Annotated in this window: 15 protein-coding genes; 13 read left to right on the top strand and 2 right to left on the bottom strand. The window is 63.9% G+C overall.

The genetic code is table 11. The features are described from left to right. Positions 1-22 precede the first annotated feature (22 nt). The 7 genes from ACYQ3G_RS02115 (at position 23) to ACYQ3G_RS02085 (ending at position 6845) form a co-directional block, all read left to right on the top strand. On the top strand, positions 23-511 hold the full coding sequence (locus ACYQ3G_RS02115) for a tetratricopeptide repeat protein (RefSeq protein ID WP_028577009.1): 489 nt from the start codon (positions 23-25) through the stop codon (positions 509-511). Positions 512-958: 447 nt separating this feature from the next. Next, positions 959-1390, top strand: a complete 432-nt coding sequence (locus tag ACYQ3G_RS02110) for a response regulator (protein ID WP_028577008.1) — start codon at positions 959-961, stop codon at positions 1388-1390. A 10-nt stretch (positions 1391-1400) separates the two neighbouring features. Next, positions 1401-1799, top strand: coding sequence for a response regulator (locus tag ACYQ3G_RS02105; RefSeq protein WP_028577007.1), 399 nt, complete (start codon positions 1401-1403; stop codon positions 1797-1799). A gap of 51 nt (positions 1800-1850) precedes the next feature. Next, positions 1851-3128, top strand: coding sequence for a sulfite exporter TauE/SafE family protein (locus tag ACYQ3G_RS02100; RefSeq protein WP_028577006.1), 1278 nt, complete (start codon positions 1851-1853; stop codon positions 3126-3128). Between the two features lie 4 nt (positions 3129-3132). Next, complete coding sequence (locus tag ACYQ3G_RS02095) at positions 3133-3834, top strand: hypothetical protein (protein WP_028577005.1); 702 nt, start codon at positions 3133-3135, stop codon at positions 3832-3834. 117 nt (positions 3835-3951) lie between these two features. Then, positions 3952-5499, top strand: coding sequence for a PAS domain-containing sensor histidine kinase (locus ACYQ3G_RS02090; RefSeq protein WP_459821937.1), 1548 nt, complete (start codon positions 3952-3954; stop codon positions 5497-5499). A gap of 11 nt (positions 5500-5510) precedes the next feature. Continuing rightward, positions 5511-6845, top strand: coding sequence for a sigma-54-dependent transcriptional regulator (locus tag ACYQ3G_RS02085; protein WP_028577004.1), 1335 nt, complete (start codon positions 5511-5513; stop codon positions 6843-6845). A gap of 343 nt (positions 6846-7188) precedes the next feature. Here the strand turns inward: ACYQ3G_RS02085 and ACYQ3G_RS02080 are convergent, their stop codons facing one another. Then, entirely contained in the window at positions 7189-8805 is a 1617-nt protein-coding gene (locus tag ACYQ3G_RS02080) for a response regulator (protein ID WP_028577003.1), read from the bottom strand. A gap of 1 nt (position 8806) precedes the next feature. Then, the gene (locus ACYQ3G_RS02075) at positions 8807-9634 is read right to left on the bottom strand and encodes a purine-nucleoside phosphorylase (RefSeq protein WP_459821934.1); all 828 of its coding nucleotides are present in this window, start codon (positions 9632-9634) and stop codon (positions 8807-8809) included. 344 nt (positions 9635-9978) lie between these two features. Between ACYQ3G_RS02075 and ACYQ3G_RS02070 the strand changes: the two genes are divergently transcribed. From ACYQ3G_RS02070 to ACYQ3G_RS02045, 6 genes are all read left to right on the top strand, one after another. Further along, positions 9979-11409 carry an ATP-binding protein gene (locus ACYQ3G_RS02070; protein ID WP_459821932.1) on the top strand — a complete coding sequence of 477 codons (1431 nt, stop codon included), beginning with the start codon at positions 9979-9981 and terminating at the stop codon, positions 11407-11409. Positions 11410-11518: 109 nt separating this feature from the next. Beyond that, entirely contained in the window at positions 11519-13759 is a 2241-nt protein-coding gene (locus tag ACYQ3G_RS02065; protein WP_028577000.1) for a carboxyl transferase domain-containing protein, read from the top strand. 9 nt (positions 13760-13768) lie between these two features. Continuing rightward, a complete protein-coding gene (locus ACYQ3G_RS02060; RefSeq protein WP_459821930.1) occupies positions 13769-14419 on the top strand; it encodes a biotin attachment protein in 651 nt (216 codons plus the stop codon). Then, positions 14419-14769, top strand: a complete 351-nt coding sequence (locus ACYQ3G_RS02055) for a hypothetical protein (RefSeq protein ID WP_028576998.1) — start codon at positions 14419-14421, stop codon at positions 14767-14769. The genes ACYQ3G_RS02060 and ACYQ3G_RS02055 overlap by 1 nt, the downstream gene beginning before the upstream one ends. 27 nt (positions 14770-14796) lie before the next feature. Then, on the top strand, positions 14797-15273 hold the full coding sequence (locus tag ACYQ3G_RS02050) for a single-stranded DNA-binding protein (RefSeq protein ID WP_028576997.1): 477 nt from the start codon (positions 14797-14799) through the stop codon (positions 15271-15273). Between the two features lie 112 nt (positions 15274-15385). Further along, positions 15386-15757, top strand: a complete 372-nt coding sequence (locus ACYQ3G_RS02045; RefSeq protein WP_459821927.1) for a holo-[acyl-carrier-protein] synthase — start codon at positions 15386-15388, stop codon at positions 15755-15757. The last annotated feature ends 5 nt before the right edge of the window (positions 15758-15762 follow it).

The following is a 15762-nucleotide window of genomic DNA, read 5'->3' as shown; positions in this document are numbered from 1 at the left end:
ATCATTATAAATAGAGGTACCCATGATTTCCAGACGCGATCTTCTCTTCGGCATGGTCCGCCGCCTGCGCGAGGCCGACGGCGACAAGCCCGTGTCCGGCATCGGCGCGGACATCGGGGAGGCCGATGCGGCCTACGTGCGCAAGGACTATGCCGCTGCCCGCGACCTGTACAAGGAGGTGCTCAAGGCCAACCGGGCGCACAAGGAGGCCCGGATCCGGCAGGGGCTGTGCCACTATCATCTCGGCGAATACATGCAGGCCAAGGACACCCTGCTCATGGTCCACAAGCAGCAACCGAACGAGTACCTGGCCTGCCTCTATCTCGGGCTGGCCTATGCCCGCCGTGACCAGCTCGACAAGTGCATGGAGGTCTGGAAGAAGTTCGTGGACCGCGACCATATCGGCGTCATGCGCGAAATCAATGTCCACCGCGCCCTGTTCGAGACCGGCGAGCCCCTGACCGGGGCGGAGGTGGCCGAAGCCGTCGAGAAGGCCCTGGCCCAGGCTTAGTCCGAAGTTCCGAGCTTTCCGCACGGTTTTCTTCGTTTTTCTTTCCCGGGCCGCCTTTCTGCGGCCCCCCCCCGCTTTTTTTCGTCTGCGGCGGTGGGGCGAAATGCCCCGCAGGATGCCGTATTTGTGAATATCCTCTTTGTTTTCAGGGCATTGCCTGATCTGTAGACCGGTGTGGGGCGAAATGCACCTGTGGGGCGAAATACCCCGGTTGCCCCTCGCCGTATCCTCCGTTTCCGTCCTGTCTCGGTTCGGCATATCCGTCGCGACCACGAATGCCGCAATTCGCCTTTCAGAAAATCAGATAGTTAGGTCTTCTGGCCGTTTGTGCCGCATGAGGATCGTTCGTTCTTTCGCCGTTTTTTTGGCACAGGCGTTGCTTTTCCGGAAACAGGGCGCTGAGGACCGCGTTCCCGTGCGGTGGTGAAATCGTTCAAGGAGGGGTATGTGACGGACGCCAATATTTTGCTGGTTGATGACGACGCGCAGTTCGTCGACATCATGAGGAAGCGCCTGACCATGCGCAGCATGGAGGTGTTTCACGCAGGCAGCGGCGAGGAAGCCATGCAGAAGCTTGCGTCACACGGCGAAATAGAGGTCGTCATCCTTGACGTGAAGCTGCCCGGGTGCAGCGGGATCGAGGTGCTGCGGCTCATCAAGCAGCAGTACCCGCTGGTCGAGGTCATCATGCTGACCGGGAACGCCACCGTGGAATCGGCCATCGACGGCCTCCGTCTCGGGGCCTGGGACTACCTCATGAAGCCTTGCGGCATCGATGTGCTGGTCGAAAAGGTCAAGGAAGCGGTGGAGAAGAAGCGGCGGCACGAAGAGAAGATCGTCGACGCGCGGGTCCGGGAGATCGCCAGCCGCAGAGGCTGAAGGAGTTGGAATGGCCGAGGACAGAATCCTGCTTATAGACGACGAAGCGCACTTCGTGGCCGCCACGGCCAAGCGGCTTCGCCGGCGGGGGTTCTCGGTCCTGGAGGCGACCAGCGGCCCCGAGGGGCTGAGGCTCCTCGATCAGGAGCCCGTCGACGCGGTGGTTCTCGATGTCGGCATGCCGGACATGGACGGCATCCAGGTCCTGCGGGAGCTCAAGATGCGTTTTCCCCAGGTGCAGGTGCTCATGCTGACCGGGCACGGCAACATGGAGGTCGCCATTTCGGGCATGGCCATGGGAGCGTTCGACTATCTGATGAAGCCGGTGGAACTCGAAGTGCTCGTCGGCAAGATCCGGGAGGCCTGCGCCCGGAGGAAGAAAGCGGGAGAGGGGAACGGGATGGTGTGACCATCCGTATACATTTCGGGAAATTGCGATAAAGAGGAGGCGGAAACACGTATGGGATTCTTTAAAGATTGGGGATCATTCATGGTGGAGGGCTCACGGTCCTTTGCCCGGTGGGAAGTGGAAAACGCCCGAATTATCCTGGGTGACAAGAAACGGATCTGGCTGCTGGCGCTGCTGCTCATTCCCTGCATTCTGGGCGGGTGGGCTTTTGCCGATGAGATCGGGCAGGCCCTGCCGAGCGCCATCGGCGGCAAGGAGGCCTACAGCCCGTCTTACTACAGCCTGTTCATCTTTTGCGTGTCGATCTTCGTCGGCGTGGGCGCTGGCCTGATCTCCGGCTGCATCGGCGCGGGCGGAGGCTTCATCATCGCCCCGGCCCTCATGAGCGCGGGCGTCAAAGGCATTCTGGCCGTCGGCACCGACCTCTTTCACATCTTCGCCAAGGCCATCATGGGCTCCGTCCTGCACCGCAAGATGGGCAACGTGTCCGTTCCCCTGGCCTTCGTGTTCCTGATCGGCGCCATCGTCGGCACGACCGTGGGCGCGGGCATCAACCGCGCGCTCTACAACATCAACCCGGTACTGAGCGACGCCTTCATCACCGTGGTCTACACGGTCATGCTCGGTTTCCTGGGCTTCTACGGCATGTACGACTACTGGAGCGCCAAGAAGGCCGGTCATGCCGGCGGCGCCCATGACACCAAGGAAGGCGCGGGTATGACCGGTATCGCACAGAAGCTGCAGGCCGTGAACCTGCCGCCCATGGTCTCCTTCGACCAGGGCCTCATTCCTGGCGGCCGCAAGATCTCCTGGCTCTTCCTGGTCCTGTCCGGCGTGCTGGTCGGCATGGCCGCGGGCATCATGGGTGTCGGAGGCGGCTTCCTGACCTTCCCCATCTTCGTCTACATCCTGGGCGTTTCGTCGCTGACCACCGTCGGCACGGACATCTTCCAGATCGTCTTCACCGCCGGCTACGGCGCCATCACCCAGTACGCCATCTACGGCTTCATCTTCTACACCCTGGCCATGGGCATGCTGCTCGGTTCACTGGCCGGCATCCAGGTCGGCGCGCTGGTCACCAAGGTCGTGCCCGGAATCACCATCCGCGGCTTCTTCGCCCTTTCGGTCATGGCCGGTTTCGTGAACCGGTTTTTCGCCCTGCCCAAGAAACTGGTCAGCATGGAAGTCCTGCCCGCGTCCATGAGTGGCGCGGCCAAGGTCATGGACACGGTGGGCATGTACTTGTTCTTCATCGTCATCGCCTTGTTCGGCATCTGGGTATTCGGGGCGTTCTTCAAGAATATCAAGACTCTGAAGTATAAGGATTGATCATATGATTCATAATAAAAAGGAATTCAACGGAGGCCTCGCCCTCTTGGTGGTCTTCTTCATCGTCCTGTTCGCCATGTTTCAGCCCTTGTTCGACGGGCACAACGCCATGGCCTACCTCGACAACCTGTACAACTCCATTTCCAAGGGTTCGGCCTACTACGTGGACAACCTGAGGGAAGAGGTCAAAAGTGTTGGCGATTTTCAAGTCGATGTGACCATGGAACTGAAGACCGAGGCGCAGGCCGCTCAGAGTGTCGTTCTGATCACGGGCGCGGGCGCCATGGCCGAGGCCCAGGGCAAGAGCCTGACCGTAAAGGGCAGCTATCTGGCCATCCTGAATGCTTGTCTGGATGATTCGGACAAGATGTACCACAACGACGCCGCAGCACTGAAGGCCAAGTATCCGTCGTACGAAGGCATGGACGACAGGCTCGCTCTGTACAATTGGAACGCGATCCTGGGCGGATTTGATCGTCAGCTGAAGAAGCAGAAGGCCTTTTCCGAGGCCAAGGTCGCCGTCAATATAGCTGCAAAAGTAGTTGAGACAGCGTACAATTACTACAAGGTGGTGCCGGAGAAGATCAAGGACAAGATGGGCATCGTGTTCTTCTCCCTGGCCTTCTACGTCATCTACACCATGTGGTACGGCTTCGGCATCCTCTTCGTCTTCGAGGGCTGGGGCCTGAAGATCAGCGGCCACTAACCCTTTGTCCGGCTACAGTCGGAATCTTCGGCGCGGCCTCTCCCGAGGTCGCGCCGTTTTTTGCTTGGCCGGGCGTGGCCGCCTCTGCTAGGTGGGTTGGGGATTCCCGGAGGAAGCATGAACCTGTCCGAATACTACAACACCGTCATGGAGCTCAGCCACGGCATCGTCATCACCCTGGACGAGAAGGGGCGGATCATCCATGGCAATTCCCGCTTCGAGGCGGTGTCCGGTTTCGAGATCAGCCAGCTCGCCGGCCGGGACTGGTTCGAGTCCTGCGTCGACGCCAAGCGTCGCGAGCAGGCGCGCGTCCTGTTTGAGGACATCGTCCGGGCCGGCAGCATGGGCTTCATGAAGGGCTCCCTGCGGGCGCGGGACGGGAGCAAGGTCTACATCGACTGGAACATGAAGTCCCTTTACGACTCCCACGGCAGCCTGGTCAGCGTGCTGTGCGTGGGGCAGGACGTCACGGCCCACGTCGAGCGCCAACACCAGCTGCAGCACGAGCACGACCGGCTGGTGGCCCTGAACAAGGAGCTGTCCTGCCTGCACGCCATGAACCGCATCGTTTCCTCGGACATGGACAGTCCCCTGCCCGACATCCTGCGGGAGATCCTGGGCATCATCCCGCCGTCTTTCCAGTACCCGGAGTCCACGGGGGTGCGCCTCGTGCTCGACGGCGAGATCATGCTCAGCGGGAATTTCCAGGCCGACGCCGCCTGCCGTCTCGGGGAGGACGTCTTCGTGCAGCGCGTCAAACGCGGCCGGCTGAGCGTCAGCCTCGACGGGTGCGGCCAGGACGGCAAGTCCTTCCTGCCCATGGAGGCCGAGCTGCTCCGCGCCCTGGCCAAGCACGTGGGCTGGATCATCTCCAAGCGCGAGGCCCTGTCCACCAGGCGCAATCTGGAGCGCCAGCTGCAACACGCCGACAGGCTGGCCAAGATCGGGCAGTTCGCGGCCGGCGTGGCCCACGAGCTGAACGAGCCCCTGGCCAACATCCTGGGCTTCGCCCAGCTGGCGGCGCAGACGCCGGGGCTCCCCGCGCAGGTCGCCAGGGATCTGGACAGCATCGTCAAGTCCGCGCTGCACAGCCGCGAGGTCATCAAGAAGCTCATGATCTTCGGCCGCAAGGTGCCCCTGCAGAAAACCCTGGTGGACCTGAACCAGGTCGTGCGCGACACCCTCTATTTCATCGAGATGAGCGCCTCCCGCGGCCGGGTCGAGGTGCGCACGGACCTGACCGAGGGCCTGCCGCCGATCATGGCCGACCCGCAGCACATCAAGCAGGTCATGGTCAATCTGGTGGTCAACGCCATTCACGCCATGCCGACAGGCGGCGTCTTGACCATCCAGACCCAGTCCTTCAAGGATGACGTCTACCTTGCCGTGGGCGACACGGGCGTGGGCATGACCCCGGAGGTGCGGCGGCAGATCTTCAACCCCTTCTTCACGACCAAGGACGTGGACCAGGGGACGGGGCTGGGGCTTGCGGTGGTGCATGGCATCGTGTCCGCCCACGGCGGGGTCATCGAGGTCGAGAGCGAGCCGGGCCGGGGAACGCGTTTCGAGATCACCTTCCCGTGCAGAGCGACGGCCCCCGACGGTCCCGGAGGCGGCGGGGCGGCCGGCGGCGCCGGGACCGACGCGCCGGAAGCCGGGCAATGAGGAGACAGGACATGCAGGACAAGGGTGCGACCATCCTGGCCGTGGACGACAGCGCGGCCACCCTCGAGGTCATCTCGCGCAATCTGGCCGCGGCCGGCTACGAGGTCCATACCCGCGGCAGCGTCGAGGAGGCCGGGGCCTTCCTGGACGAGACGCCCGTGGACCTCATCATCACGGACTACAAGATGCCCAGGGCCAACGGCCTCGAACTCATCAAACACGTGCGCGACAATTTCCGGGACACGGAGATCATGATGATCACCGGCTACCCGTCCGTGAGCGGGGCCGTGGAGGCCATGCGCGACGGGGCCGGGGAGTACCTGGCCAAGCCATTCACGGGCGAGGAGCTGCTGGCCGCGGTGCGGCGCATCCTCGACAAGCAGGCCCGCAGGCGTGCCGCCCACGACGAGAAGCAGGAAGCCGGGAATTTCGGGATCATCGGGGACTGCGCTGAGATGCAGGGCGTCTTCGCCCTCATCCGCAAGGCCTCGGGAACCAGCGCCAACGTCTTCATTTCCGGCGAATCGGGCACGGGCAAGGAACTGGTGGCCCGGGCCGTGCACTACAACAGCGACCGTCGCGCATTCGCCTTCGTGCCCGTCAACTGCTCGGCCATCCCGGACACGCTGCTGGAGAGCGAGCTCTTCGGCCACGTCAAGGGCGCCTTCACCGGCGCCAAGGAGAGCAGGGCGGGCTTCTTCGAGATCGCCAACGGCGGGACCATCTTCCTCGACGAAATCGGGGACGCGAGCCCCAGCCTGCAGGCCAAGCTCCTGCGTGTCATGCAGAGCAAGGAATTTTCCATGGTCGGCTCCTCGCGCATCCGCACCGTGGACACCCGCATCATCGCCGCCTCGCACAAGAACCTGCGCCGCCTGGTCGACCAGGGCCTGTTCCGCGAAGACCTCTTCTACCGCATCCACGTCATCGAGATCCGGCTGCCGTCGCTGGCCGAGCGCGGCGACGACATCCTCATGCTGGCCAGCCACTTCCTGCACAAGTTCGCCACGGACATGAACCGCGAGGTGCCGCGCCTGACGGACGAGGCCCTCGAAGCCTTCCGTCAGTACGCCTGGCCGGGCAACGTGCGGGAACTCGAGAACCTGCTGCAGCGGCTGGTCATCATCGGCGACGGCCCGGTCATCGACGTGACGGACCTGCCCGAGTCCATGCGCTTCACCATCACCCGCTCCCGCCACGGCGACAAGACCCTGGCCGAGGTCGAGGCGGACCACATTCGCTCCGTCCTGGCCCGCACGGGCGACAACAAGACCCGCGCCGCCGAGATCCTGGGCATCGACCGCAAGACGTTGCGCGAGAAGTTGAAGCGCCTGGGGTTGGGGTGATTTTTTTCGACACGACCCGTCTCGCTCGGGCGGCGGATGGTCAGTCAAGGGGGAATACCCCCTCCCCCTTCGGGTACTCCCCCTTGGCAGGGGGAGATTCAAGATCCTTGTCTCTCGTGTTGTTTTGTGATCCGAAGAACGAAGGTGGATTGCCATGTCGAAGACTCCTCGCCATGCAGTTGTTCCACATCCGTCATTGCTAGCTTAGCGTGACAAGATTCGCCGGCAGCAGCTCCGACTCCCCTCCTGCCAAGGAGGGGGTGCCCGCAGGGCGGGGTGGTTGCCTCTTGCTCCATGTCTTGCATCCTTCGAGGCGCCGCAGAGCGGTCACGATCCGGAATGCCTACAGGAATTTATTGATCACCGCCTTCAGGCTTTCGGCCGTGAAGGGCTTGTGGGTGATGTCGTTGATTCCGGCCTCCAGGGCGGCGCGGTTGTCGTTGGCCTCGTTTTGCGTGGTAACCATGATGATCGGCAGCTCTTCCTTGGGGAAATTCCTGCGGATGGCCCTGGCCAGGTCGATGCCGGTGATGTCGGGCATGTTCAGGTCCGTCAGTACCATGGCCGGCCTGTTTTTCTCCAGCCACTCCAGTGCGCCGGCCGGGAACTCGAACAGGACCGGCTCGAAGCCCAGTTCGTGCAGGGTCGACTTGTAGATGTTCAGGATCATGCGCGAGTCGTCCACGGCGCAGATGCGCTTGCGGGCGGCGGCCTTCTTCGTCTCGGGCGCCAGCAGCCTGAGGGCCAGCTCCGAGTACCCCTGCTCCTTCAGCACGGCGTAGAAAAAATCCCGGATGTCCTTGTGGGATTTCGTCAGTTGCGCCACGGCCATGTCCTGGAAGCGCTCCTCGGTCATGAGGCTCAGGAAGATGCTCCTGGCCTGGGCGCTGATGACCGTGCGGATGATGCGGTGGGCGTCCTCGTCGCGGGCGCCGGCCAGGTTCTTGATCCCGGCGGCCATGATCTCGTTGAAGTTGCGGTCGATGGCCTTGGCCGCGGCGATGCAGACGTGCTCGACGGGGTCGCCCAGCCCCTGGGTCAGGACGTAGGCCCCCCGGTCCAGGGGCAGGAGGCCCAGGGCCTCGTAGGCGGCGAAGCGCACGTTGGCGTCTTCGGGGTGGTTGTGCAGGAGCTTGCGGATGGGGGCGATGGCGGCCGGGTCCCCGATGTCGCCCAGGACGTTCAGGGTGTGCACGCGCAGGTCCGCGTCGTCGAAGAGCAGGTTCTCGGTCAGCAGGGGCACGGCCTTGGGCCCGATGGCCGCCAGGGTCTTCTTGGCGTAGCTGCGCAGGTGGGCATAGTGGGAGCGCATGGCCTCGTTCAGCTTGTCCAGGGAAATGGCGTCCTGAACCTTGGCGAAGATGTCGAGGATCAGGAGGTCGAGCTGGTTGTCCGTGCCCATGCGTTCGGCCAGCCGCAGCATGGCCGTGGGCGTGCCGAGCTTGCCCAGGGCCTTGGTGGCCGAGATGATCAGGGTGCGGTTCCCGGAGTAGAGGAAATCGCTCAAGGGGGTGGTGGCCGTCGGGTCGCCGATCTCGCCAAGGGTTTCAATGAGTTGGTTGATCTCCTCCACGTCCGAGGCCGCAAGCAACGCGTCGATCAGGTCGCCGACCACGGATTCCAGACGCAGCTCCGCGGCCATGGCGATGTACGTCTTGCGGAACGGGGTCTGCGGGTCGCGGATCGCCCGGGAAACGAGGTCCGGCTGGGACAGGATTTTCATGGCCAGGATTTCCCGGACCACGGGCAGTTCCGAGACCATGTCGCGGTGTTCGGACATGAACCTGGCCAGGATGGGTACGGCGAAATCAGGATCGGCCGAACGGAATGTCCCCAGGACCTGCTCTCGCAGGGATCGGTCCACGTTTTCGAGGTACGCCAGCACCAGCCGGGCCTTGATGGGGTCCTTGCGGGCGATGTTTTCCTTGATCTCGGCCAGCAGATGGGTGTGTTCGGCCATGTCATCCTCCCAGGTTGGGGATGAGGGCGCGCAGCAGCGCGCCCAGGGCGGCGGCTGAACGGCCTGCCTGGTCCAGGATCTCCTCGTGGGAGGTGGGGGCCATGCAGTCCGGCAGGTTCTTGTTGGTCAGGCACGAGATGCCAAGCACCCTCATGCCCATGTGGCGGGCGACGATGGCCTCGGGCACCGTGGACATGCCCACGGCGTCGGCGCCCAGGATGCGCAGCATACGCGTCTCGGCCGGCGTCTCCAGGCTCGGTCCGGCCACGGCGACGTAGACGCCCTGCTCCAGGCGCTGTCCGCAGCGCAGGGCGGCCTGCATGGCCTTTTCGCGCAGGGCGGGGCAGTAGACCTGCGACATGTCCGGGAAGCGCGGCCCCCAGGCTTCGATGTTGGGGCCCGTCAGGGGGTTGTGGCCGGTCATGTTGATGTGGTCCGTCAGGACCATGAGCCCGCCCGTGGCGAAGAGGGGGTTCAGGGCACCGGCCGCGTTGGTCGCGATCAGGGTCGTGACGCCAAGTAAGCCCAGGACGCGGACCGGCATGGTCACGGTCCCCGCGTCGTATCCTTCATAGAGATGGAAGCGCCCCGAGAGGACGAAGACGGGCGTGCCCTGGACGTCGGCCAGGAGCAGGGCGCCGGCGTGGCCCTTGACGGTCGAAACCGGAAAGCCGGGGATGTCCGCGTAGGGAATGCGCAGGCGGATGGAGCCTTCCTCTACCCAGTCGCCCAGGCCGCTGCCGAGGATCAGGGCGGTCTTCGGCGCTTCGGGACATGCTGTTGCGATGCTGTCCGCGGCTTTCTTCACGTCTTCCATCCGTTGCTGCATGGTCGAAATCCTTTGCGTTTGAGAAGGGTTAGCGATGAGTTGAACCGGTCGCCCCATGAATCTGGACAGCGGAAAGACCGTTGGTGTAGGAGCGTAAGACCGGTCGGAGCAATCGCACGTGAGTCTGGCAACGGCGTTTTGACCATAGACGATATCGGAGCGCTCTTGCAACTCCTTGTCAAAACTGCCTGCCTGGCGCCTCGCGGCCCGTCCACCGGGGGAAACATGGTCCGCAAGGCTTGCTCCGATGCGATTATGCATATAAGCGGGTCCGGCCTTGTGGCGGATTTCCGCCCTTTAATCAACGCCCAACAGACCATCCGAGGAAAAAGGCTCTTGCAGACATGAAGAACTCAAGCGAACCCAGACAACATAAGATTCTCATCGCCAACCGCGGTGAGATCGCCATCCGCATCATGCAGGCCTGCCGCAAGCTGGGCCATGCCTTCGTGGCGCTCTTCACCGAGCCCGACAGGCACAGCGAGCACTGCGTCCTGGCCCGCAAGCTCGGTGGCGAGGAGTCCCTGTACCGGGTCAGTTCCTATCTCGACGCCAACGAAATCTTCGCCGTGGCCGACCAGGCCGGCGCCACCGCCATTCACCCCGGCTACGGCTTCTTCGCCGAGGACTATCGCTTCGCCCGCCGCGTGGTGCAGCGCGAGCGCAAGCTCATCTTCATCGGACCCTCCTGGCAGGTCATCCGCGAGCTCGGCGACAAGATCAACACCAAGCGCCTGGCCCGCAAGCTCGGCGTGCCGACGGTGCCCGGCTCGGACAAGCCCGTGACCGACGACCTCGAGGCCGAGCACATCGCCAAGTCCCTCTTCGATTTCCAGAAGGATCAGGGGATCAACAACCCCGTCATCCTGGTCAAGGCCTCGGCCGGCGGCGGCGGTATGGGCATCGAGGAGGTGGCTGACCTCGACAAGTTCCGCAGCACCCTGCGGCGCATCAAGAACTACGCCAAGCGCCAGTTCCGCGACGAGGGCGTGCTCATCGAACAGCGCATCTTCGACTTCAACCACCTGGAAGTGCAGGTCGTGTCCGACCGCACCGGCCAGAATCCGGTCCACTTCGGCACCCGCAACTGTTCGGTCCAGTCCCTGGGCCACCAGAAGCGCATCGAGGTCGCGCCCGGCTTCGACCCGTCCTCCCTGCGCTACGCCTTCGACGCCCGCAAGGTGCTCGAAGACATCACCGAATACTCCCTGCGCATGGCCCGCGAGGCCGGGTACGACAACGTCGGCACCTGGGAATGGATCGTCAGCCCCACGGGCCAGCCGTTTCTGATGGAGGTCAACACGCGCATCCAGGTCGAGAACGGCGTTTCCGCCCGCATCGCGACCATCAAGGGCAAGGGCGACGTGGACCTCATCGCCGAGCAGATCCGGGTGGGTCTGGGCGCACCCCTGGGCTATTCCCAGAAGGACATCGCCCTGAACGGCGTGGGCATCGAATACCGCATCATCGCCGAGGACCCGGACAACAAGTTCGCCCCGTGGGTCGGCCGCATCACCTCCTTCGGCTGGCCCGAGCAGGAATGGCTCAAGTTGCACAGCCAGGTGCCCACGGACCGCGAGTACGAGATCCCCACGGACTTCGACCCCAACCTGGCCCTGGCCATCATCTGGGGCAAGGATCTGGCCGAGGCCAAGGCCAGGGGCGTCGAGTTCCTGAACGCCCTGAAGCTCGAAGGCGTCAACGCCTCGGGCGAGGCCCTGAAGTCCAACATCGACTTCCTGAAGCGCAAGACCGAAACCATCCTGGCGTTCTAGGGCACCGCATCGCGCCCTGATTTCGACCGCGCCGGAAACTGATTAAGCGCTCAAGCGACGCCGGAAATTCCGGCATAACCCAAGCCTGCGAGGCATTCGCGCACTCATTATGGATATAGAAAAACGCATACAGGAGCTTCGGGACCGCCTGAAGTACATTCTGGACATATTCGGACCCGACGAAAACGCCAACGTGGCCATGCTGGAGGCCAAGCTCGGCGAATACGTGGCCCGCGAGCCCGGCCTGCCCAAGCAGGAGGCCATCCGCCAGCTGGAGACCCTGGAGGAGCTGTTCAAGTTCCTGGAGAAGAAGCTCGAAAGGGAGCTTACGCCCATGAACAAGGTGCGCATCGTGCGCCACCCCCAACGCATCTGCCTCAAGGACATCCTTGAGAACGTCTACGACAACTACACCGAGATCGGAGGCCAGGACGACTACAGCATCGACCCGAGCATGCTCATCGCCCGCGCCTACATCACCCGCCGCCGCGGCAAGAAGGTCCACAACCAGGCCGTCATGGTCATTGGCCAGGAGAAGGGGCACGGGCAGGAGTTCCGCAACGGCGGCTCCGTCAAGCCCTGGGGCAACGCCAAGGCCCTGCACTACATGAAGGTCGCCGAGACCGAGAACATCCCGATCCATACCTATATCTTCACGCCGGGCTCCTACCCCATCGAGGACTACCCCGGGGCGGCGCAGCAGATCGCCAAGAACCTCTACGAGATGGCCGGGCTCAAGGTGCCCATCGTGGCCGTCATCTCCGAGGGCGGCTCCGGCGGCGCCGAGGCCATCGGCCTGGCCGACACGCGCATCATGATGTCCCACGGCTACTACTCGGTCATCTCGCCAGAGGGCGCGGCGGCCATCGAAGGGCGCCTGCGCGGCGGGCAGCGCGCGGAGGCGAAGCTCATCGAGCACTGCGCCAAGCAGCTCAAGATCACGGCCGACGACAACCGCGCCAACGGCTACATCGACTGGAAGATCAATGAGCCGGAGCTTGGCGCCCGGCCCGAGCACTACGACTTCTTCCGCAAGCTGCGCAAATCCGTCATCGCCTCCACGGACGAGATCGTGCTGAACGTCAGCGGCATGCGCCTCTTCCGTTCCATCGCCCTGAAGCGCCACAAGGGCGCCGACGTGTACGTGCGCTGGAGCCTCAATACCCGCGCCAAGGAGCGCCTGCTCTGGACGCGCTACATGAAGTTCCGTCGCATGGCCCAGCACGCCTACCTCGACAAGCGCCACTGGTTCAGCCGCGGCAGCGAGTGGACCAGCGAACTCTTCTCCTCCCTCTATTCCTACTTCCGCTACGACCTCTTCGGGAAGCAGCACAAGAAGGTCACGGAGCTGGCCGAGGACATGCACGCCGAGATGCAGGTCGTGGTCGGGCGCTCGACGAAGCTTTGGAACGCCATCACGTCCAAGCTGTCCTTCGGCAAGGACAAGAAGGACGTGGACAAGGCCGGTCTGACCTCCCTGTCGGTTTGGGACGATGGTGCCCAGAACAGCGGCAAGTGGCAGTACGTCAGCCCCCAGGCCAAGCTGGATCGCGCCTTGCCCTGTCCCAACGCCGCCGTGCACGGTTGCCTGGACCAGTGGGCCCCGGACCTCTTCGGCGAGTGGGCCGGCGTGTGCAGCTTCTGCGGCCACCACTTCCCCATGGAATACCAGTGGTACCTGCACAACATCTTCGATCCGGGCTCCATCTACGAGCTCTTCACGGAGATCGAGTCCACCAACCCTCTCAAGTTCGAGGGCTTCGATCTCAAGCTCGACGAGGCCAAGCGCAAGACGGGCCACAAGTGCGGCTGCATGACCTTCGAGGCCCGCATCGAGGGTACCACGGTCATGGTCGCCATGTTCATGGGCGCCTTCCGCGGCGGCAGCGTCGGTGCGGCCGAGGGCGAGAAGTTCATCCGGGCCATGGAGCGGGCGCGCAAGAAGCAGCTGCCCTTCCTGTCCTACGTGCATGGCACGGCGGGCATCCGCATCCAGGAAGGCGTCAACGGCGTCATCCAGATGCCGCGCTGCACCCTGGCCGTGCGCCGCTACACCGAGGCCGGCGGCCTGTACCTGGTCCTCTACGACACCAACTCCTACGCCGGACCCGTAGCCAGCTTCCTGGGCTGCTCGCCGTACCAGTTCGCCGTGCGCTCGGCCAACATCGGCTTCGCCGGCCCCGGCGTCATCAAGGAGACCACCGGCCTGGACATCCCGCCCAACTACCATAACGCCTTCCAGGCCCTGTCGCGCGGGCACATCCAGGGCATCTGGGACCGCCGCGAGATCCGCGGGAACCTCGTGCAGTCCCTGCAGACCATGGGCGGCCGCAACCTTTACTACCGATAGGAGTCGTACGTGATAGACGTCAAAGAATTGCTTCGTGAGCTGCGCGAGGAGCCCTACGAGAAGATCGTCATCCGGGCGCCCCATAGCGGCAAGGTGGAGTTCGTGGCCAGCGAGCCCGGGGTGCGCGTGGTCGGCCCCGGCGGCACCTGGAAGGAGGTGCCGGGCACGCTTCTGGCCAGGCTCGAACGCGAGCAGGTCAAGCGCCCCATCAACGCCCCGCAGAAGGGCGAGGTCATGTTTCTGGGCGACGTGCGGAACGGCCAGTTCGTGCAAGCCGGCCAGGAGCTCATGACCATCCGCCACTTCCTGACCAAGGAGGAGGTCATCGCCCGCATCCTGCGCCGCTCCCTGTCCCTCTTCCTGGCGCCGGAGAAGGGCAAGTACTACTTCTTCCCGGAAGTGGACATCAAGATCAAGACCAAGGGCAGCCAGACCGTGCACGTCGAGGACGGCATGGAACTGTTCATCCTCTCGCGCATGAAACGCGAGACGTCGGTGCGCTACACGGGCCCCGGCGGCATCATCTACGCGGTCTACTTCGAGACCAACGACTCCGTGGACCGCGACGCCCCCCTCATCGGCGTCTGTCCCGAGAGCCAGCTGGGCCAGATCCAGGAGGTCGTCAGCCGCATCCAGAGCGAGTGGGAGGAGCGGGACTGATGGGCAGGGTGCTGCAGGTCCGCGTCCTGGCCTATACGTATGCAGAGGATGATGTCCGTAAGGCCTGGCCCTTACTGTGGAAACTGGCCTTCGAGGACAACACGCCCGGGTTCCCGCACGAGATGAAGGGTGTCCTCGAACTTGTCAGGGCTCTCGATGACCTGTATCAGTTCGGGGACGTTCCCGACGAGGTCCGCAGGCTCCTGGAAGAGGGGCTGCCCAGGGTCGTGAAGGACGTCAAGGACATGCAGGCCCGACTGGCCGACTGGGATCCGCAGGCCGCCAATCAGGCCACGGACCGGATCGAGGAAGGCCTCGGCGAACTGGAAAAGCGGGTCGCCAAACCGTAGGCGGCCGACAACATACGAGGAGACGACATGGCAGGGAGTCTGAACAAGGTGATTTTGATCGGCCGTCTGGGCCGCGACCCAGAAATGCGCTACACCCCCTCGGGACAGCCGGTGGCCAACTTCTCCGTCGCCACCGACGAGTCCTACACGAGCAAGGACGGCCAGAAGGTCGAGAAGACCGAGTGGCACCGCATCGTGGTCTGGGGCAAGCAGGCCGAGTTCTGCGGCAACTACCTGTCCAAGGGCCGCCTCGTGTACATCGAGGGCAAGCTCGAGACCCGCAAGTGGACCGACAAGGACGGCGCCGAGAAATACACGACCGAGATCAAGGCCGACCGCGTGCTCGGCCTAGACTCCCGCCAGTCCGAAGGCGGCTACGCCCCGGCTCCGCAGTATCAGCAGCGCGGCCAAGCCCCGGCCCAGGGCGGCAACATGGGCTACGAGGAAGATCTCGGCCCGGCCTTCCCGTCCGAGGCCAGCGGCATGGACGACGCCCCGTTCTGAGTTGGGACGGTTTGAAACCATGGCATGACAAAGCCAGACGGGTTCGGCCCGTCTGGCTTTTTTTCCTGGCAATGACCCCGGAGACCCGGGGCAGACATCGGCGGCTTGGGGCATGATCATCGGCGTGGGCATCGACATCGCGGAGCTGGACAGGATCGCGCGTTCCTATGAAAGGTTCGGCGGGAAGTTCTGTGCCCGCATCCTCACTACGGCCGAATCCGCGGCCATGCCCGGCAACGCCGTCCCATTCCTGGCTTCGCGCTTCGCGGCCAAGGAAGCCGCGTCCAAGGCCCTGGGCACGGGCTTCAGCCAAGGCGTCACCTTTCAGGACATCGAGGTGCGTTCGGACGACCTCGGCAAGCCGACCATCCATTTCCACAACGCCGCGCAGGCCAGATTCCGCGAACTGGGGGCCGCAAGGGCCCACCTCTCCATCTCCCACGGCCGCGACAACGCCGTGGCCGTGGTCATCCTCGAAGCCTGAGCGCT

This window comes from Desulfomicrobium salsuginis, assembly GCF_054657795.1.
This window is presented reverse-complemented; position numbering and strand designations above follow the sequence as displayed.

What these genes read in the sequence shown, in the direction of transcription:
- ACYQ3G_RS02070 (WP_459821932.1), top strand. Translation starts at nt 9,979, where the DNA reads ATGAAGAACTCAAGCGAACCCAGACAACATAAGATTCTCATCGCCAAC.
- ACYQ3G_RS02105 (WP_028577007.1), top strand. Translation starts at nt 1,401, where the DNA reads ATGGCCGAGGACAGAATCCTGCTTATAGACGACGAAGCGCACTTCGTG.
- ACYQ3G_RS02075 (WP_459821934.1), bottom strand. Translation starts at nt 9,634, where the DNA reads ATGCAGCAACGGATGGAAGACGTGAAGAAAGCCGCGGACAGCATCGCA.
- ACYQ3G_RS02080 (WP_028577003.1), bottom strand. Translation starts at nt 8,805, where the DNA reads ATGGCCGAACACACCCATCTGCTGGCCGAGATCAAGGAAAACATCGCC.
- ACYQ3G_RS02085 (WP_028577004.1), top strand. Translation starts at nt 5,511, where the DNA reads ATGCAGGACAAGGGTGCGACCATCCTGGCCGTGGACGACAGCGCGGCC.
- ACYQ3G_RS02045 (WP_459821927.1), top strand. Translation starts at nt 15,386, where the DNA reads ATGATCATCGGCGTGGGCATCGACATCGCGGAGCTGGACAGGATCGCG.
- ACYQ3G_RS02055 (WP_028576998.1), top strand. Translation starts at nt 14,419, where the DNA reads ATGGGCAGGGTGCTGCAGGTCCGCGTCCTGGCCTATACGTATGCAGAG.
- ACYQ3G_RS02100 (WP_028577006.1), top strand. Translation starts at nt 1,851, where the DNA reads ATGGGATTCTTTAAAGATTGGGGATCATTCATGGTGGAGGGCTCACGG.
- ACYQ3G_RS02095 (WP_028577005.1), top strand. Translation starts at nt 3,133, where the DNA reads ATGATTCATAATAAAAAGGAATTCAACGGAGGCCTCGCCCTCTTGGTG.
- ACYQ3G_RS02090 (WP_459821937.1), top strand. Translation starts at nt 3,952, where the DNA reads ATGAACCTGTCCGAATACTACAACACCGTCATGGAGCTCAGCCACGGC.
- ACYQ3G_RS02050 (WP_028576997.1), top strand. Translation starts at nt 14,797, where the DNA reads ATGGCAGGGAGTCTGAACAAGGTGATTTTGATCGGCCGTCTGGGCCGC.
- ACYQ3G_RS02115 (WP_028577009.1), top strand. Translation starts at nt 23, where the DNA reads ATGATTTCCAGACGCGATCTTCTCTTCGGCATGGTCCGCCGCCTGCGC.
- ACYQ3G_RS02065 (WP_028577000.1), top strand. Translation starts at nt 11,519, where the DNA reads ATGGATATAGAAAAACGCATACAGGAGCTTCGGGACCGCCTGAAGTAC.